This window comes from Rossellomorea sp. FM04394 (assembly GCF_041889765.1).
Classification (GTDB): Bacteria; Bacillota; Bacilli; order Bacillales; family Bacillaceae_B; genus Rossellomorea; species Rossellomorea aquimaris_B.
On sequence record NZ_CP168654.1, the window covers coordinates 2810840 to 2830862 of the forward strand.

Sequence of the window (20023 nt, forward strand, 5' to 3'; positions counted from 1 at the left end):
GACGTCCCCTCTTAAACTTCTCATCTTTATTCTTCTAATGTACCATAATTTAGAAAGGTTAGGTGATGATTTTGAGAGAAGAAAATGTCCACGAACGACGGATGATCCTTCGTTTGTGGACATTGTATTGTATGAGTGCAATTAGAGGCGACAAGCAAGCCGCCTGCGCTTTTCTATTCCCCCGCTACCTCTTGAATGATCGCTACAACCATTTCAGAGAGCTTGTTCAGTTCTTCAACAGGCATTCTCTCGCTCTTCGTGTGGATTTCTTCGTAGCCTACAGCCAGGTTGACTGTCGGTACTCCAAATCCTGCGATTACGTTTGCATCGCTTCCGCCACCGCTTGTCAGAAGCTCGCTTGGACGACCGATTTTCTTCGCGGCACGTTTCGCCACTTCTACTACTTCGTCACCGTCTTTGAACTTGAAGCCTGGATACATCACCTGTACTTCAACTTCCGCTTTTCCACCCATTTCTTCTGCTACGGATTCAAATGCAGATTTCATCTTTTCTACTTGAGCTTCCATTTTTTCAGGCACGAGTGAACGTGCTTCTGCAAGAACATCCGCTTGTTCGCATACGATATTCGTTGCTTTTCCACCCTCGAAGCGTCCGATGTTTGCTGTTGTTTCTTCGTCGATGCGGCCGAGTGGCATTTTGGATATCGCTTTAGCCGCAATCGTGATGGCAGAAACACCTTTTTCAGGAGCCACACCGGCATGTGCTGTTTTTCCGTAAATCGTAGCTTTTACTTTTGCTTGTGTAGGGGCAGCCACAATGATATTCCCTACTTTCCCATCGCTATCAAGGGCAAAACCGTATTTCGCTTTTACCAGGGATGAATCCAGGGCTTTCGCTCCGACTAGTCCTGATTCTTCCCCTACTGTGATGATGAACTGGATATCACCGTGAGAAATATTGTTCTCTTTTAATACTCGAACAGATTCAAGCATTGTTGCAAGACCTGCTTTATCATCTGCTCCCAGAATGGTTGTGCCATCAGAGTAAATATAGCCATCTTCTTTAAGGGTTGGCTTAACCCCTTTTGCAGGAACAACTGTATCCATATGAGAAGTGAAGTAGATGGTATCTACGCCTTCTTTATTTCCTTTAAGAGTACAGATAAGGTTACCGGCACCATGACCGGTTTGACCCATCGTATCATCTTCAAATACGTCTACTCCAAGATCAGAGAATTTTTGTTTTAAAACTTTTGCAATTTCAGCTTCTTCCTTCGTTTCAGAATCGATTTGAACCAATTCCATAAATTCATTTAGTAAACGTTCTTGATTAATCATTTAGTAGACCTCCACAATATGTATTCACTTCTATAGTATAGCGTGAATAGCCTTGTTCAACAAATCGTACCACTTCTACAATGGAATATTCCCATGCTTTTTCTTTGGTCGATCTTCCCGTTTGTTTCTCATCATTTCCAATCCTTGAATCAATTTGATTCGGGTTTCACGAGGATCTATGACGTCATCCACCATTCCACGGGACGCAGCCACATATGGATTGGCGAATTTCTCACGGTACTCTTCAATTTTCTGCTCCCGGAGCTGTTCCGGATTCTCACTGCCTGCAATTTCCCTCGCGAAAATAATATTCGCAGCTCCCTGTGGACCCATGACGGCAATCTCTGCATTCGGCCAGGCAAACACCAGGTCAGCTCCGATGGATTTACTGTTGAGAGCAACATACGCCCCTCCATACGCTTTCCTTAATATCACTGTCATTTTCGGGACCGTAGCTTCTGAATAGGCATAAAGGATCTTTGCACCATGACGAATGATTCCGCCATGCTCCTGCTTGATACCAGGGAAGAAACCTGTTACATCTTCAAAGGTGATTAAAGGTATATTAAAGGAATCACAGAAACGGATAAAACGTGCTGCTTTGTCAGAGGAATCGATGTCCAGTCCTCCTGCCATGAATTTTGGCTGATTACAGACAAGTCCCACTACCTCTCCTTTAATTCGGGCAAGTCCTACGACAATATTTTTTGCGAATTCTTTTTGAACCTCCATAAAGCTATCTTGATCCACAATTTCATTAATCACGGTGCGGACGTCATATGGGCGAATCGCATCAAAAGGAATAATATCTGTTAAATTGCCACGGTAATCATCTTCTTCATTCACCTCTAGGCGAGGAGGCTTTTCTTCATTATTCTGAGGTAAATAAGCTAATAATTTCCTAACTTCCAGGAGAACCTCTTCTTCGGTTTTCCCTCTGAAATGAGCATTCCCGCTAATGGAGTTATGAACCTTTGCTCCACCTAAATCTTCAGAACTGATTTTCTCACCGGTGACGGTTTCAATTACTTTAGGCCCCGTGATGAACATTTGACTTGTATCGTCCACCATAAACACAAAATCCGTGATGGCAGGTGAATAAACCGCTCCTCCTGCACAAGGTCCCATGATGACGGAGATTTGTGGAATCACTCCCGAATAAATGGAGTTTCGATAGAAGATATGTCCGTATCCATCTAAAGATACGACTCCTTCTTGAATTCTTGCACCACCAGAATCGTTTAGTCCAATAAATGGCGCTCCATTTTTGACTGCCAGATCCATGACATGTGAGATTTTCTTCGCATGCATTTCCCCCAATGCCCCGCCAAATACGGTGAAATCCTGAGAAAATAAGTAGATAGGATTTCCGTTTACTTTCCCGTAACCTGTAACGACTCCATCTCCAGGGCCCTGAACCCCGTCCAGTCCGAAGTCTGAACAGCGATGCTCAATGAATGGATTCAATTCGACAAAGCTGCCCGGATCCACTAAAATATCGATTCGTTCTCTCGCAGTCAGTTTTCCTTTTTCATGCTGCTTATCTATTTTTTTATCTCCGCCGCCTAATTCCACTTCTCTTCTGCGATCATACAATTCATTAATCTTTTCATAGATATCCATTATGTTACTCCCCTTTGATGTTTGATTTATCACATAGTTCATATAGTACACCGTGCGCTGACCTTGGATGCATGAAGGCAACCGCAGCCCCTCCAGCCCCGGGTTTTGGCGTTTCGTTGATCATCCGGACTCCTTTGGCTTGCAGTTCCTTGATCCGTTCTTCAATTCCTTCAACACCAAAAGCAATATGGTGAATGCCTTCTCCTTTTTTCTCAATGAACTTTGCAATCGGACTTTCATTATGTAACGGTTCAAGTAACTCAAGCTTAATATTCCCACCATCAATAAATGCTACTTTCACACCTTGATTTCCCACCTCTTCAACCTTGACCAGTGAGAGCCCAAGAGTATCTTCATAAAACGCGAGAGCATTGTCTATTGATGATACTGCTATTCCGATATGATCTACCTTTTTCATCCCTATCATCCCCCTGTTGTTTACACACTCCACCCGTATAGTATTCGATGAATGTTGTCGAATTTCCTCCTAAACCGGCGAATAATTAAAGCGTTTTCTTTTATGCCAACGGTTGTTTTCTCTCACCATTCACGATAAAATAGAGTTGAAATTCACCTCTTTAAGGTGATATGAAGAATGGAGAGATACAATGGGTAATAAAAAATTACAAAAAATAATTGTATTTGTCATGCTGTTTGCGATGATTGCATCGACGATCATGGCAGGACTGACTTTCTTATTATAAAAGAATATTGAACCGTATCATTTAAGGGACATGCCCTTTTAGAAAACAAAGGATCTGCTTTCGCTAGTCGAAAGCAGATCCTTTTATTTTATCGCACCTTGCTCTTTACCTAACTGATAGAAGCTTTTGTTCGTTTTGACGACTAGCACCTTTGTTCCGACAGGCACCTGATCAAACAGATATTCAACATGTTTGTTGTGCATTCGAATGCATCCATTTGAGATATATTTGCCTATGCTTGAAGGTTGATTCGTACCATGGATTCCATAAATCCTTCCGTCTGTCCCCTTGGCGTCAAAGCCGATCCATCTCGAACCCAATGGATTCCGCGGGTCTCCACCCGGAATATTCTTCTTACGGTAATAAGGGTTCTTGGCTTTGACTGTTACATTAAATAGTCCTTCCGGGGTGAGGGTCGTCGTTTTCCCTGTTGCTACCGGGAATGTGTTCTGGATCTTCCCTTCGTCGATATAGGCTAATTGATTGCTTTCCTTGTTCACGATAATAAACGGATCCCCGGGCAACGGATTCCTTCCAAGTGGCCAGATGGGAGAAGCGAACAAGATAATGGCGAGAAGTATACGCATCCTATCACCTTTTTTCGTGTTTTAGGTGTAGTGTACTTCTCTTTGATCATTTTCATCCTTCTTTATTCCTTTAAACGAGCTTTTTAGTAGAAGATACTGTTCCATCTCCTGGACGAACTGATAAAGGGCCGCACGGGTTTCGAACTCTTCCCTAGTCTTCGGTAAATCCATTTGCTCAAATTCCACTTTCATATCGTACAATTTCTTCAGATAAAACAAGGCAGTGTTTCCCGGATGTATGTGATCACTAAGCTCATCCAGAAATTCTGCAATCCGATGTCCCTGTTCCACTGTCAAAGAGATCGATGTAGCAATCGGTAAAATACGCTGTAGGATTTCGAACTGTTTTTCCCTCATTTTAAAATACAGATAATATAAGTTCTCATGTCGTAAAAAGTGATTTTCAACATCCTTGAATGCAAGGGTCTTCGCTTCTTTAAGTAATTGTTCCGTTTCAGTGATTTCTTTACCATCCCAATGGCTATCATTTGTTCGAAGGTAGTTGATCATTTCACAAAAGATCTTATAGAAATTGGCTTCAATCTTTTCTTGATATTCGATCATCTTTTTATCTACACTCGGCATATAAAGGTTCATGATAAGAGCAATCCCTATCCCGATGACAATGATGCCTAATTCATTCTCGAAAAGCCCCAAGGTCACGTTACCCGCGGAATAAATATGTAAAATGATAACGGAACTGGTGACAATTCCTTCTTTGATACTCAGGGCAACCGTAATCGGAATGAACACAAGTAATAGCAAGCCGATGACGGCAGGGTGATAGGCAATGAATTCAAAGAACGCAGCAGAAATCATCATGGCAATCACACAGGCCAGAAAACGGCTCCATGATGCATTCACCGATTTCTTCTTCGTGTTTTGAATGCACAGAATCGTCAATATTCCGGCAGATACAAAGTTATCCAGCTGGAACCACTGTGCAATACTGATCGCAACGGCTGTTCCGATCCCAGTCTTAAGTGTTCGGTACCCGATTCGAAACATTCATTTTTCTCCTAACTCTTTCTTTTTTAACTTCTATAGAATACCATAATTCCCCTTGAACATAAAAAGGAGGATTAACGAAACTGTTCGCTAATCCTTCCATCGTTCATAGTATTTTTTCTAGGAATTCTTTTCCCCGGTCGCTTTGCGGGTTCGAGAAAAACAGAAGAGGCTCTCCTTCTTCGACGATCTTTCCATCGTCCATGAATAAGACTCTGTCTGCTACTTCCCTTGCAAAACCCATTTCATGGGTGACAATGATCATCGTCATCCCTGAATGAGCGAGTGATTTCATGACCTCCAGCACCTCTTTGACCATTTCAGGATCCAGTGCAGACGTCGGTTCGTCAAACAACATCACTTTTGGTTCCATGGCAAGTGCCCTTGCAATGGCCACACGCTGCTTTTGACCTCCTGATAGACGGTTTGGATATTCAACACTTTTTTCTTTCAAACCAACTTTTGTCAGGAGGTCCGTCCCTAATTTTTTAGCCTCTGTTTTGTTCAGCCCCTTCACTTTCACTGGAGCGTAGATCACGTTTTCCAACGCTGTCATATGAGGAAAAAGATGAAAATGCTGAAATACCATGCCTATATCTTGTCTCACTTTGCTTATATTTTTTCCATTCACAACAGCTTCTTCAAAGTATATCGATCCTGAAGTTGGTTCCTCTAAATAATTCAGGCAGCGGAGAAGAGTGGATTTCCCGGAACCGGAAGGACCGATCAATGCGACAACCTCCCCTTTTTCCACGGAAAAATCGATACCTTTTAATACTTGAAGCTTTCCAAACGACTTTGTAATCTTTTCTGCTTTAATCATTTCCACGTAGTCTCCCTTCCAGCGCTTTCCCTAATAAGGTCAGAACCATGACAAGCACATAATAAATCAGTCCGGCAAATAGGAGTGGTTCGAAAAAGGAATACAAATCACTTCCCACCATATACGAACGTCTCATGACATCGGCTGCCCCGATAACTGTGACGATGGCGGATTCCTTCGTAAGGGTGATAAATTCATTCATTAAGGCCGGCAGGATATTTTTAATGGCCTGAGGCAGAATCACGTCTTTCATCATCAGCCGATAAGGAACCCCAAGGGCCATGGCCGCTTCCTTTTGACCTTTATCCACTGCATTGATTCCCGCTCGAATGATTTCGGAAATATAGGCAGCTGAATTAAGGGAAAAAGAAAGGATGGCTGCTGTATACGGTTCGATCTGGGTTCCAAAAAGCTGTGGCGAACCATAAAAGATGATCATTAACTGGAGAACTAAAGGAGTCCCCCGGAAAACCGATGTATAAATGTCTGCAAGTAACGTTAAAGGCTTGATGGAACTTATTTTACAAAGAGCAAGCAGAATACCGAACGCAAATCCAAGTATTCCCGCTAACCCGACAATTTTAAGAGTGACCTTCAATCCTTCTAAGATAAAAGGAATTGAAGGAATCAATTGTTGAAAATCAAGTGGCACTGTATTCTCCTCCAATCATACTATTAAATAGGAAGGGCTAACCGATGATGGGTTAGCCCTTCTATCAATCTACTGTTCTCCGTCAAACCACTTTTCAGCCAGTTTATCCAATTCTCCATTTTCTTCAAGCTTCTTCAACGCATCATTGAATTCACTTGTAAGTTCACTGTCCTTCGGAAAAGCAACAGCAGATCCGGCATCTTCTTCATTCACGTCCATCGTATTTCCTTGAAGTTCATCATTTTTATCCAAATAACCGTTTGCAACTGTATTTTCTATGATAATGGCATCAAAACGTCCATTTTGGAGATCCTGTATCAGCTCAGGTATACGGTCACGCGTCTCGACTTTTAATTGGATGGATGTGGAAAGTTCTTCTGCAGCATCCTGTTGGATGGAACCTAACTGAACCCCAACCGTTTTTCCATCAAGGTCTTTTTCGCTTTGAATTCCGCTCTCTTTAGTTGAGATGATCATATCTTTTGCGGTGTAGTAGACATCACTGAAGTCAACGTTCTTTTGTCGTTCCGGCGTAGGGGTCATAGCTGAAAGCACAAAGTCCACCTGGCCTGTTTTAAGAGCTGATATTAATCCGCTGAACTCCATATCTTTGATCTCGATTTCATATCCAAGTTCATCTGCCAGCAAATGAGCCAAGTCAATGTCGTATCCGATAAATTCATCACTGTTTGCCGTATCGACGTATTCAAATGGTTTATAGTCAGCAGACGTACCCATGATCAGTTTCTTAGGGTCTCCTGAAGCAGTCTCTGCATTCTCTTCTCCTGCTCCGCATGCAGCTAGAGTAGTAGAAACGATCAGTAATAATAATAGAGATAATAGCTTTTTCATTGTAGTTCCTCCTTAGTTGGTGTGTATAAATATAATATATAATGTATATTAATTACTATATTCGTATTGTAGCAGAGATTAATTTTTATGCAATAGTTTTTATAATTATAGATTAATATTTATATTTTCAGAAAATTAAAGTGATTTTTATTAAGTTTTTATAAGTTAGAGTAAATAGAGAAGGATGAATATTATTCAAATTATATTCATTAATAGTGGAATTGAGCATCTTCGAAATTTCTGGCTGTCTCAATCGAGGTAAGTTTCACTAATAATTGAGAGGAATTGAGTATGGATCCGGTAAGAAGGATCATTTTAATGGAGATTTTAGAATTGGATTAAGCTTCTCGGCAATTTAAGGACCACACCCCTCTTCATAATCCTTAATTGGGTCATTATTTAATTTTTTGCGTCGCTTTCCCATCATTTTTGTCATTATAATAATAAATTACGAATTCTGGTAAAAAAACGGAATATATCAACTCCCAACTTCCAACCAACATAAAAACCCGTCAAGCTTCTCACTCTACCTGTGAGAAACCTGACGGGTTTTTTCATCTTATTTACACTTCTTCACAATATTGATCGAAGTAAGATTGAATTTTGTTCACAACCGACATTGGATCGTGACCTTCAATTTCGTGTCTTTCTACCATCGTCAGTAGCTTTCCATCTTTTAATAGGGCAAACGACGGTGAGGATGGCGGGTAACCGGTGAAGTAACTGCGTGCTTTCGCTGTAGCTTCTTTATCTTGACCGGCGAAAACCGTTACTAATTGATCCGGTCGTTTATCGTAGTGAATGGAATGAGCTGCTGCAGGGCGTGCGATTCCTCCGGCGCAACCACAAACGGAATTGATCATCACGAGTGTTGTACCTTCTTTAGCGAAAGCTTGATCTACTTCTTCTTCTGTTGTTAACTGAGTATAACCGGCTTGTTCGATTTCTTGACGGGCCTGGCGAACAACATCATTCATTAATAAATTGAAATCTATATCCATGCTTGAACTCTCCTTTTAATCGCTGACTTAATCATTCTCCATAAAACAGGAAATTTGATATACCCCTATCATAACAATTTCAAACCATATCTTTCAATTAAAATTAACTAAACCATTCAATGAATTGCTCCTTTATACAACGTTAGCAATTCTTCTACTGCCTGAGAAGTCGTAAAATCTCCTTCCTTCACTCGATTTTCCATGTGAGGGAGGGCGGACTTTATGTTTTGGTGAAAAAAGAAGTCTGAGAGGACTCTTTCTTTCAACATCGTATGAAACCATTCCTGCTTTTGGAGAAGTCGCCTTTCTTGAAAGACTCCCTGTTCTTTTGATTGCTCCTCAAACTGTAGGATCACATTCCACATTTCTTTCAATCCCTCATTCTTCAAGGCAGAACAGGTATAAGCCTTTGAGCTCCAACCTTTAGTTGCGGGAGTCAAGAAGTGGAGGATCTGGTTCAGCTCTCTTCTTGTTTTCTCAGCAAGAGGTTTATTTTCTCCATCCGCTTTATTGACAAGTAATGCATCGGCAAGCTCCATGATCCCCTTTTTCATTCCTTGAAGCTCATCCCCGGCTCCTGTGATGACGAGCAAGAGGAAGAAATCCACCATTTGCCTCACCATCACTTCACTTTGACCCACTCCAACGGTTTCAATGATCAATAGATCATATCCGGCCGCTTCGCATAAGAGAAGCGTTTCACTGGTTTTCCGGTGTACTCCGCCAAGTGTACCTGCAGTGGGGGAAGGTCTTACAAAAGCACGGGGGTTTTTCGATAATTGTTCCATCCTTGTTTTATCCCCCAGAATACTGCCACCGGAAATAGAAGAGCTGGGATCAATCGCAAGGACGGCAACCCGGAGGCCCTTCTCACATAACATCTCCCCAAACGCTTCTATAAATGTACTTTTACCGGCTCCCGGCACACCTGTAATGCCGATCCGGAAACTTTTACCCGTATAGGGCAGGAGCTCATGCAACAGTTCCTGTCCCATGGCATAATGTTGTTCTGCATTGCTTTCAATCAGCGTGATGGCCTTTGCCAAGGAGCTACGGTCTCCATTCAAGACCCCGTCCTTTAATTCGGTGATCGATACAGAATCGTTTTTCTTCTTCACAAACCGCTTCTTTCGCACTGAATCATGCTCTGCCATTATTCAGCCACTTCCTCATAGCCAAGCACTTCGTAAATTTCTTTGATAACCTTTTGTGCCGCAACGGGTATGATCGTCCCTGGTCCAAAAACGGCAGAGGCGCCGTTATTCAATAGGAAGTCATAATCTTTAGCGGGAATCACTCCACCAATGACAACGAGAATGTCTTCTCTTCCTAATTTCTTTAGTTCCGCTACCAGTTGAGGCAGGAGTGTTTTATGTCCTGCGGCTAATGAACTTACACCGATGACATGCACGTCATTTTCGACTGCTTGCAGAGCCGTTTCTTCCGGCGTCTGGAACAATGGTCCGATATCCACATCAAAACCAAGGTCTGCGAACGCCGTGCTGATCACCTTAGCACCTCTGTCATGACCGTCCTGTCCCATCTTTGCAATAAGGATACGGGGTCTTCTTCCTTCGTTTTCCAAAAACTCTTCTGTCATTTCTTTTACTATATTGATTTCTTGTTCATTTGAAAAATTCGAGCTGTACACCCCGCTTATACTTCTAATGGTCGCTTTGTGCCGTCCCGATACTTTCTCTATCGCATCGGATATTTCTCCTAATGTGGCACGTGCTCTTGCTGCATCAACCGCTTTCTCAAGGAGATTCCCTTCCCCTGTTTCTGCTGCATGGGTTAATGCTTGAAGCGTTTCGATCACTCTCTCATCATTTCTTTCTTCTTTAAGCTTTTGGATTCGTTCTACTTGTTTTTGTCTTACAACCGTATTATCGATATCCAGTGTTTCAATCGGGTCTTCCTTGTCGAGGCGATATTTATTTACGCCAATAATCGCTTCGTCTCCTGAATCAATCATCGCCTGTCTTCTGGCAGCCGCTTCCTCGATCCTCATCTTCGGCAATCCGGTATCTATCGCCTTCGTCATGCCGCCAAGCTCTTCGATTTCTTCGATATGTTCCCATGCCTTCTCCATAAGTTGATCCGTCAAGGATTCTACATAATGGGAGCCTGCCCATGGATCAATCACTTTCGTAATGCCGGTTTCCTCTTGAAGATACAGCTGTGTATTACGGGCGATCCGTGCTGAAAAGTCTGTCGGCAGCGCAATCGCTTCGTCCAGTGCATTTGTATGAAGGGATTGTGTATGACCCATGGCTGCCGCATGCGCCTCAAGTAATGTACGAATGACATTATTATAAGGATCCTGCTCCGTTAGACTCCAACCGGATGTTTGGGAGTGAGTCCTTAGCGCCATGGATTTAGGATTCTGAGGGTTGAATGTTTTCATCATTTTTGCCCAAATCCTTCTTGCCGCCCTCATTTTGGCTACTTCCATGAAATAGTTCATGCCGATGGCCCAGAAGAATGATAGTCTCGGTGCAAATGAATCGATATCGATCCCTGCCTTGAGACCAGTCCGTACATATTCAAGACCGTCCGCCAATGTATAAGCCAGCTCAATATCGGCAGGTGCTCCCGCTTCCTGCATGTGATATCCCGAAATACTGATGCTATTAAACTTCGGCATATGTTTGGATGTATATTCAAAAATATCGGCAATGATCTTCATGGATGTTTCAGGAGGATAAATATAGGTATTCCGCACCATATACTCTTTCAAAATATCATTTTGAATCGTACCGGACAGCTTCTCCTGCGAAACGCCCTGTTCTTCTGCCGTGACGATATAAAATGCAAGAATGGGCAGCACCGCTCCGTTCATCGTCATGGAAACAGACATTTGGTCAAGAGGTATTCCATCAAACAGAATCTTCATATCCAGAATCGAATCGATGGCTACTCCCGCTTTCCCTACATCCCCCACTACACGCGGATGATCTGAATCATAGCCGCGATGGGTTGCTAAATCAAAAGCAACAGATAGTCCTTTCTGCCCCATACTTAAATTTCTTCTATAGAACGCATTGCTTTCTTCTGCTGTTGAAAATCCTGCATACTGCCTTACGGTCCAAGGACGATTCACATACATCGTCGGGTACGGTCCCCTTGTATAAGGAGCCAAGCCTGGGAGGTCTTCTCCATGGGATATATCCTTTGAGTCCGCTTCTGAATAAAGAGATTTAATGACGATCTTCTCATTTGTCTCGTAGGTGCTGACTGTCAGAGAACCATCATTCGTTCTCGTTTCTTTCGAATAAGGGTTGATTGCTTGCCAATCAGGCTTTGTCATTGTCAATTCCCTCCTCCCAGATGATTAATAGCTCATTTACTTTTTCCAGAATGTTTTGCTTGTTGTAAATGGATCCATTCAGTCCTATACGAACCCACTCATGCTCATCAGATATTTTCCCTGCTGCGTCAATCACAATGGTCGAATCAATATGATGAATGGACTCAATCAGCATGGGCAGTTTATCTTCATATTCTTCCTCTGTTCCACAAATCACATAGTACGGATAACGGGTTTCTTCCACAAATTGAAGTACATCTTCCTTAGAGAAGCACTCTTTACTTTGATTCGCATGAATGCCCCCCGTCGCTAAAAATCCTTTTACAAAATCAACCCGGGGCTTGTGGGTTTTTAACTTTCCTAACCCTATTAAACCTGCCACCGGTTTACTTGTCAGCTTATGTGTCCTTTCTCTTAATCTTTCAAAAGGAAGTGACAAACGCTCACCCACATTATTAGATGTTAGAGTTTGAACTGTCTCTTCAAGGTTTGAATAGATATTCGTCCCGATCATAGAGTTTTTTCTTGTGGCTAAATCATGAATGCGAGACGCTCTCACTCTATTTATTTTTTCATGTATGGAACCATTTTTCAGGCAGACAAGAATTCCTCCGTCTCCATCGACCTGTTGAAATTCCTTCCATGCACGCTTACCTACCTCTTCTGATAACCATTCCACATAATAAGAACCGCCTCCAGGGTCGACCACTTTATCCAAATGAGCTTCTTCCCCAAGGATCAGTTGAGTATTCCGGGCAATTCTCTCAGAAAACCCGTTCACTTCCCCACTCACTTCATTGAATGGAGCAACAAGAAGATAATCCACCCCAGCAAGAATGGCAGAAAACGCTTCTCCTCCCCCGCGAAGCATATTGACATACGCATCGAGTGTGGATTTGTTCAACTGAGACGTTTCAGCACTGCAGCTGACCGAATGTGCGATCGCTTGTTCTGAAAGTCCATAAGACGATAATACCTCTTGCCACAATTTCTTAAATGCTCTGATCTTGGCTATTTCCATAAAGAAATGACTGCCTACTGCAAAATGAAAATGCATTTTCTCAGCAATCTTTTCTATGGTCCATCCTTTTCTCTGAAGTGCTTCAATATAAGCTACCCCTTCACTCAGACCGTATGCCAATTCCTGCGTGGCACTTCCTCCACTATTATGATACTGGGCAGAATTAATGATTATGGTCTTCAGATAAGGCAGATACTCATCTACGTCTTTTACAACTTTCAACCAATCTTCAAATAACTCTCGATTTTCATTTATTGGATCAAAGCCCATTACACCTTTGATGTCCCTCAGTTCAGGTATTTCCATCAGTCGCTGAATAGAGAGTGCTGTCTTTTTTTCAATGGAAAAGACAGGAGTCTCAAACTCAACGACTTCTTTTATAAATTGATGGAAGCCTTCTCTTAAGTCTAAGTCACCTACTTGAAATGAAACACAGTTCTGCCCCCGGGATAATGCATCCTTCATTGCAGAAGTGAGTTCTTCCCAAGAGCCCCTTTTGACCGGTTGAGCGATGAACCATTTTGGAGTCCTCTCCAATTTCCCTTGAACATTAGGGATATAAGCATTTACCCTATCCACTCCAGGTAGATCTTCTTTCGTGTATAACGGTTTAAGTTCAATATTTTCATAGGTTTTCGTATGTAAGGAACGAATCCCTTTCCCCTTTAACGCTATTTCAGCTGCTTCCTGCCATTCTGTAAGTGTTCGTCGACTGAATGATTGCTCTTTCATATCACTAAGCTTCATAGTACCCCTCTTTCGACCTGCATGATTGTAATCGTTTACATTTGAATCTGAAGAATCTCACTTAACTAGCATGAGTGCACATTGAACATTCAAAATGTTTATACTAATACTATTTTAGTATATAAAAGAAAACGTATTTCTTCAATCTCTCTGGTAAATGAATCAAAAAAGAAAGAAGAGTCGACGGGGTCGACTCTTCCTCCCTTAAGCTTTATTTCTTTGTATTGATATACAATTTACCTTCTGCACGTTTCGTTGTGACATTTCCATAATCATCGGAAATCTTCACTTCAATAAGTGCTCCAGGTGCCTTTACATTTGAAGTGGCTGTATAATAACCGACGTAGTGACCTTCTGATGTTTCCATCATTGGAAGCTCATTTGCGTTTGATACTTGTGCCCCTGCATTTGTCAGTGGCATGTGGATGACAAATGCGGCATCTAATCCAGGCTCACTGTCAAATTCAATTTTCACAGATTCACCGCTCTTCAGGTAAAGATCTTCTGTCGGAAGGAGATTGTCAATAGAAATGTCACCAAATTTAGCGAAAACTGTCACGCTTTGCTTCTTTTTGTTTCCTGCTTTATCCTTCGCTACTACCTGAATGACATTTTCTCCTTCATTCAGAAGCAATCGGTGAGTGAACTGCCCATCACTAACAGAAGCTTTCTCGCCGTTCACTTTCACCCAGGCGAGGTTTTCATCTGAGATCGTTCCTTCAACTGTGATGGCCTCACGATTTGTTTTCATCCCTTCTTTCGGAGACGTGATGGCAAGCTCAGGCTTCACTTGATCAAGTGTGATGGTAACAGGCTCGGATGGTCCCGTCATACCTTGTTCGGTTGCTGCTTTCGCTGTTATCGCATTCTCTCCATTGTGTAATGAGACATCCGCAGAGAATGTTCCATCCTCCATTGTTTCTGCTGTTGCCACTTCTTCGTCACCATTAAATAGATGGACCGTCGTGGTTGGGGCAGATGTCCCTTCAACGGTAACCGACTCATTATTTGTAAATGATCCATCTTTCGGTGATGTGATGACCGGCGCAGTGACTTCATAATTCACTGTTGCACGAATCATATAGTTCCCTTCATCTTCAGGTGCTTGTGACCATGCACCTCCGACGAATTGCCAGCTTCTTGCGGCATATTCGCCATCTTCATCTGTTCCAAGTCCTGGCGCATTCGGATTTGGAGCTGATTGAATGTAAACCATGTAGAAATCACCGTCCACCATGATGCCATGCTGGCTAAGATCTACATGTGTCCATTCCCCGTTACGTAAAGCAGTTCCATCAAACGGACCGGCAACTTTCTTACCAGGAGCGCCATCAGGACCAGATGCATCATAAACGGCAACTTGGAATTCAGTTCCGCCTGGTACTGGCCATTCTGTATCCCAGAATCGGAATAGTCCACCTGTAACCAATGCAGTTTCATTGCCTTCTTCAAGAGACATTTTCACAGCCCAGCCATTACCTGCATCATAGAATGCACGTGCGTTTTCAGCTGTTCCATCATCGTAACCAATTTCACCAGGATACCCGATGAAAGGCTCTAATGAAACATCGGCATTTGTGACTTCTCCACCTTCAACTGTTACTGTCATTTCCTTACTATAGTAGTAAGGTGCAACTACCTTAAGGGTGTACTCACCTTCATATGCCTCCAGTTCATATCCACCATTTTCATTCGTTTCCACAGGTTCCACAACAGCATCTTCAAGTAAGAAGACAGTAGCTCCCTCAACAGGTTCTCCAGAAATTTCATTTGTGACTGTTCCCGTAATATTCCCTTGAGGAATTTCCTCGAGTGTAAAATTGGCGGTAGATGTTCGGTCTGCTTCAATCGTTACACTCTGCGTTTGAGATCTGAAACCATAGGTTGAAGCTTGCAGGGTAAAGTCACCTGCTGCATGAGTCATTTCGTATGAACCATTTGCAGGATTTGTATAAACAGAACGGCCTGTTTCCAGGACACTCACTTCTGCTTGAAGCGGAAGTAATACCGGTGCCGCTTTGTCTTCTGCTGGTTCTTCTTTCGTAACTTTTTTATCCAAATTTATTTTATTCGGATTCACACTCGGTTTCTTCGAAATAGACGATGACGTCTCATCCTTCGATTTCAATCCAAGGTTCATCTTTTTAGCTGGAAGAATCGATTCACCACTTAGTTTCACATCATCAACGTACCAACCTTGTTTCACTACACTTCCATCTGTTGTCACATTAAAAGCGACGTAGATGCGCTGACCGGCATATTGACTTAGATCCACTTCTCCATCAATCCAGCCATCCGTATTGCCATTTACACGAAGCGTCTGTGTCCACGTCTCACCATCAGTGGATACAAAAACATGACCGTAATCATAGTTTCTTTCAAGCTCGTGCCACTGCTTGAATTGTAAAAAGCTATTGCCTTCTGGTAAATCGATCGGAGGCATTTGTAATGACATGTTGGCACTGTTGTCATACGTACCATCCAGACTTGTTGCATATACCTTTTCTCCTGAAGTAGCTGCTCCAGGACCATTTACCGGTACACCCCACTCCCAGCTGTTTCCTGGTCCATAAGAATTCCAGCCACTTGGAGAAGACTCAAAGTCCTGCTCATATCCGACTGTGATTCCCGGAAGAAGAGTGACAGAATAGGCATCCGTTTCTACTTCATTTCCGCCAAAGTCCATTGCGGACCATTTATAGGTTACACTTTCTCCTGTCAGTGCTTCTCCAGGAATGGTCGCCTCATAAGTTCCTGATGTATAGTCGCCTGCAGATCTTGTTGCTTCAACAGACTCCCAAGCACCATCCTGATTTTGATAATGTAATGTAACATTCGTCACACTCACATTATCATTTGCTTCCGCTTGTAGTGGCAGATTCATTCCTTCAAATGCTTCACCAGGGGCTTCATGACTGATTACTGGAGCTTCAGAGTCATCCCCCTCTTTTGAAACTTGCCCTTCTACTTTTCCAATACCGCTTATTACGGATGAAACGGCATCGAATGCGTTAACCAAGCCATGACCATATCCATTATTAGGCGTTTCAGGGAAAGTACCGTCAGTCAATGGAACAGCCGTTGACATTAAGATTTCTTCCATTTCGTCAACCGTCAAACTTGCATCCACTTGTCTCAATAATGCTGCAACTGCAGAGACGTGGGGACCAGCCATTGATGTACCATTCCATCCGCCTTCATAGTTACTTCCCGGTACTGAAGAACGAATATTCACTCCCGGTGCGGAAATTTCAGGTTTAACTTCCTCATATGGAGAAGGACCTTGAAGTGAGAAGCTTCCGAGGTTGTCATTAATATCTGTTGCACCTGTAGCAAAGGACTCTGGGTAATTTGCCGGATTAGCGATTGAACCTGGGCCACCAGGATTAAATAACGTCGTATTACCTGCTGAAAACTCAGGGAATATTTCGGCCGCTCTCCAGGCGTTCACCATATCCCGGTACCACTCATCAAGACCGGGACCGCCACCCCAAGAGTTATTGACAACATCAGGAGCCATCTCCGGATGAGGGTTGCCCTCTGAATCCTTTGGAGCCAGGATCCATTCTCCCGCTTCTAATAAATCAGCATCTGTTCCTCCATTAGCCGTGAATGCTTTTACTGCAATCCACTTCGCTCCCGGAGCAACGCCGATCTGATTGCTCCCGTCAGGTTCTGAACCAACCATTGTGCCTGTAACATGCGTACCGTGACCATCATCATCATAAGGTGCACTTTGCCCGGCTGTTGCATCAAACCAGCTGAACTCATGATCAGGGGCATCAGGATTTTGAGGGTCATATCCTCTATATTTTCCCTGTAAAGCCGGATGGTTCCATTGAACACCTGTATCAATCGATGCTACAACGGTTCCTGCTCCATCAATTCCCATATCCCAAACAGCCGGAGCACCCACTCGGTCGATATTCCATTCAATGGAAGCAGGGCTGTTTTGAACTTCTTTTTCTGCAACGCCAGCTGCACCTTCTGCTTTTGCCGGTTGAATGAGTTGACGTGTTTCATTCGGTAAGATCTTATCAACTTCTGCAAATGTTGAAATTTTCTCCATTACTTCTTTCGTAGAAGTAACGGCCATTCCGTTTACAACATAGAAGTCTTTTATTTCTTTTACTGCCCCGGATTTCTTCTGTTTCGTTAAGTATTCTTTCACTTCTGCCTGAGATTCAAGGGCCGTGGCTCGAAGCTCGGAGACGACCATATTTCGTTTTAATAGTTTTTTGCTGTTAGCAGACAGCTTCTGCTTTTTCGCTTTTTCAGCCGCCTTCTTAGCTACAGCCTCTGTATCCAGCTGCTCCTTGAATTTCACTAAGTATGTGACATGCTTATCTTTCTTGAATTGATCTTGTAGTTTCGATGTGATCTTTGATTGTGGATTCACTTTTGCTGATTCGTTTGCTGAGGTGGATGGTTTTTCTTTAGCCAGTGCTGATTGTGAGGTATTCGCTGCCCCTGCATTGAATGGAAACATTAACGGGACAAACATTACTAAGGTGAGTACAATGGATAACCATCTTGCCTTACGCTTTCTACTTGTCATCTAATTCCCTCCCAGTAATTTATGATTCCTTCAGTAAAACCGACACCTCCCTGCTTCATCTACTTGGTAAAAAGTAGGTAATAAACCAAAGATAACCAATACAGATGTAAAATGTTGTAAGTTTATGTCGTTTTAAATCTGAATATTCAGAAATTAATAGAAAAGTCACGTGTTTTCTCCTTTCTAGTACGTACATAGTCACAAAAAGAATATAACTGCAGGAATATTCTGGGGTATCAGGAACTTTTCACAGGGTAAAAGGATGGGGTATGCCTACTTTTTTAAGTTTAGCAAGAAATAATTGAGCGAGAAGTCACAGGATTGTATTCTTGTATAACGGCAACTGGAAAAACGTCCTATTCTTGACGAAACATTTCATATTAGAATATTCTTCCAGGAATGTTTAACCCCATTTTCCCGAATCATTGGGATAATCATTTATTTTTTCTGCTCCATTCTATCCAGAAACAAAAAAAAATAAGGACTAACCACCCAGGGTCAGTCCTTATAACGATTAATATACAGATGTATTTTCTTTTGAAGTGTTTTCTAAGATTTCTTTCACACGCTGTAAGAATCTTCCGCAAACCAGACCATCCAGAACACGGTGATCGAGTGACATACATAAGTTCACCATGTCTCGGACTGCGATCATTCCGTTGTTCATGACAACCGGACGTTTCACAATCGATTCTACTTGAAGGATTGCTGCTTGCGGATAATTAATGATACCCATTGATTGTACTGAACCAAATGACCCGGTGTTGTTGACAGTAAATGTACCTCCCTGCATATCTTGGGAAGTTAATTTACCGCTGCGTACTTTTCCGGCAAGCTCAGTGATTTCTCTTGCAATACCCTTGATCGTTTTTTCGTCTGCATTTTTGATCACAGGCACATACAGTGCATCGTCTGTTGCTACTGCAATGGAAAGGTTGATGTCTTTCTTCTGAACAATCTTGTCCCCGGCCCACATAGAATTAATTTGTGGATACTCTTTAAGGGCTTGAGCAACAGCTTTCACGAAAAATGCGAAGAAAGTAAGATTAAAGCCTTCACGCTGTTTGAACTCCGTTTTAAGTGAGTTTCTATAATCAACAAGGTTTGTAACATCCACTTCCATCATCGTCCATGCGTGAGGAGCCTCATGCTTGCTTCGAACCATGTTGGATGCGATGGCTTTACGAATTCCCGAAACCGGGATTTCAATATCACCAGGTACAACAGGAACGTTCGCTGCAGGCGCAGATTGCTTGGCCGGTTGTTTAACCGCTTGTTCTTTCACCGGTGCTTGCTGAGGCGCCTGATCTTCAGCCTTAGGCGCCGGAGCATCTCCTGCTTTTGGAATACTACCTGACTCAATGATCTTCTTAAGATCTTTACGAGTGATACGGCCGCCATTCCCAGTTCCTTCCACTTGATTCAGATCAATATCATGCTCTTGAGATAGCTTTAATACGGCAGGGGAATATCTTGTTTTATTCCCACTATCTTTACTTGGAGCCTTCGTTTTAGGTGCCGATTGAGGTGCTTGATCCGATTCTTTCTTAGGCGTTTCTTTCGGAGTTTCTTCAACAGGTGCAGAACCTTCACCTTCCACTTCAATCGAACAAATGATTTCTCCGACTTCAAGAGTGTCTCCTTCTTCAGCAATTAATTCTTTAATGGTACCTGTGAAGGATGATGGTACCTCTGCATTTACTTTGTCCGTTTGAACTTCCGCAATCGGATCATATTTATTGACGGTATCACCAGGTGATACCAACCATTTACTTATCGTACCTTCTGTAACACTTTCCCCTAGCTGAGGCATTTTCATATTTTCAATACCCAATGAGG

General features: G+C 42.6%; 15 protein-coding genes. 1 reads left to right on the top strand and 14 read right to left on the bottom strand.

The window, feature by feature from the left end:
- Positions 1-173: 173 nt before the first annotated feature.
- From ACCB35_RS14270 to mce, 3 genes are all read right to left on the bottom strand, one after another.
- Positions 174-1298, bottom strand: a complete 1125-nt coding sequence (locus ACCB35_RS14270; RefSeq protein ID WP_374054251.1) for a tripeptidase T — start codon at positions 1296-1298, stop codon at positions 174-176.
- Positions 1299-1373: 75 nt separating this feature from the next.
- Complete coding sequence (locus tag ACCB35_RS14275) at positions 1374-2921, bottom strand: acyl-CoA carboxylase subunit beta (protein WP_374054252.1); 1548 nt, start codon at positions 2919-2921, stop codon at positions 1374-1376.
- A gap of 4 nt (positions 2922-2925) precedes the next feature.
- The gene (gene mce / locus ACCB35_RS14280) at positions 2926-3339 is read right to left on the bottom strand and encodes a methylmalonyl-CoA epimerase (RefSeq protein ID WP_374054253.1); all 414 of its coding nucleotides are present in this window, start codon (positions 3337-3339) and stop codon (positions 2926-2928) included.
- A gap of 190 nt (positions 3340-3529) precedes the next feature.
- Here mce and prli42 point away from each other — a divergent pair, with 190 nt between their 5' ends.
- On the top strand, positions 3530-3625 hold the full coding sequence (gene prli42, locus ACCB35_RS14285; protein WP_148969555.1) for a stressosome-associated protein Prli42: 96 nt from the start codon (positions 3530-3532) through the stop codon (positions 3623-3625).
- Between the two features lie 83 nt (positions 3626-3708).
- Here the strand turns inward: prli42 and ACCB35_RS14290 are convergent, their stop codons facing one another.
- The 11 genes from ACCB35_RS14290 to ACCB35_RS14340 all read right to left on the bottom strand — a co-directional run bounded on the left by ACCB35_RS14290 (position 3709) and on the right by ACCB35_RS14340 (position 20018).
- Positions 3709-4212 (bottom strand): L,D-transpeptidase, encoded by a 504-nt coding sequence (locus ACCB35_RS14290; RefSeq protein ID WP_374054254.1) that lies wholly within the window; start codon positions 4210-4212, stop codon positions 3709-3711.
- Between the two features lie 21 nt (positions 4213-4233).
- Positions 4234-5220 carry an aromatic acid exporter family protein gene (locus ACCB35_RS14295; protein WP_044340074.1) on the bottom strand — a complete coding sequence of 329 codons (987 nt, stop codon included), beginning with the start codon at positions 5218-5220 and terminating at the stop codon, positions 4234-4236.
- Between the two features lie 106 nt (positions 5221-5326).
- The gene (locus tag ACCB35_RS14300) at positions 5327-6043 is read right to left on the bottom strand and encodes an amino acid ABC transporter ATP-binding protein (protein WP_374054255.1); all 717 of its coding nucleotides are present in this window, start codon (positions 6041-6043) and stop codon (positions 5327-5329) included.
- A complete protein-coding gene (locus ACCB35_RS14305) occupies positions 6036-6695 on the bottom strand; it encodes an amino acid ABC transporter permease (protein ID WP_044340072.1) in 660 nt (219 codons plus the stop codon). The genes ACCB35_RS14300 and ACCB35_RS14305 overlap by 8 nt, the downstream gene beginning before the upstream one ends.
- A 69-nt stretch (positions 6696-6764) precedes the next feature.
- Positions 6765-7547, bottom strand: coding sequence for a transporter substrate-binding domain-containing protein (locus tag ACCB35_RS14310; protein ID WP_374054256.1), 783 nt, complete (start codon positions 7545-7547; stop codon positions 6765-6767).
- Positions 7548-8110: 563 nt separating this feature from the next.
- Positions 8111-8548, bottom strand: a complete 438-nt coding sequence (locus tag ACCB35_RS14315) for a BrxA/BrxB family bacilliredoxin (protein ID WP_044340070.1) — start codon at positions 8546-8548, stop codon at positions 8111-8113.
- 116 nt (positions 8549-8664) lie between these two features.
- Positions 8665-9702, bottom strand: a complete 1038-nt coding sequence (gene meaB, locus ACCB35_RS14320; protein ID WP_374054257.1) for a methylmalonyl Co-A mutase-associated GTPase MeaB — start codon at positions 9700-9702, stop codon at positions 8665-8667.
- Positions 9702-11858 carry a methylmalonyl-CoA mutase gene (gene scpA / locus ACCB35_RS14325; RefSeq protein ID WP_374054258.1) on the bottom strand — a complete coding sequence of 719 codons (2157 nt, stop codon included), beginning with the start codon at positions 11856-11858 and terminating at the stop codon, positions 9702-9704. The genes meaB and scpA overlap by 1 nt, the downstream gene beginning before the upstream one ends.
- Entirely contained in the window at positions 11845-13626 is a 1782-nt protein-coding gene (locus tag ACCB35_RS14330; protein ID WP_374054259.1) for a methylmalonyl-CoA mutase family protein, read from the bottom strand. The genes scpA and ACCB35_RS14330 overlap by 14 nt, the downstream gene beginning before the upstream one ends.
- A gap of 211 nt (positions 13627-13837) precedes the next feature.
- A complete protein-coding gene (locus ACCB35_RS14335; protein ID WP_374054260.1) occupies positions 13838-18184 on the bottom strand; it encodes a S8 family serine peptidase in 4347 nt (1448 codons plus the stop codon).
- Between the two features lie 514 nt (positions 18185-18698).
- Entirely contained in the window at positions 18699-20018 is a 1320-nt protein-coding gene (locus ACCB35_RS14340) for a dihydrolipoamide acetyltransferase family protein (RefSeq protein WP_374054261.1), read from the bottom strand.
- Between the last annotated feature and the right edge of the window lie 5 nt (positions 20019-20023).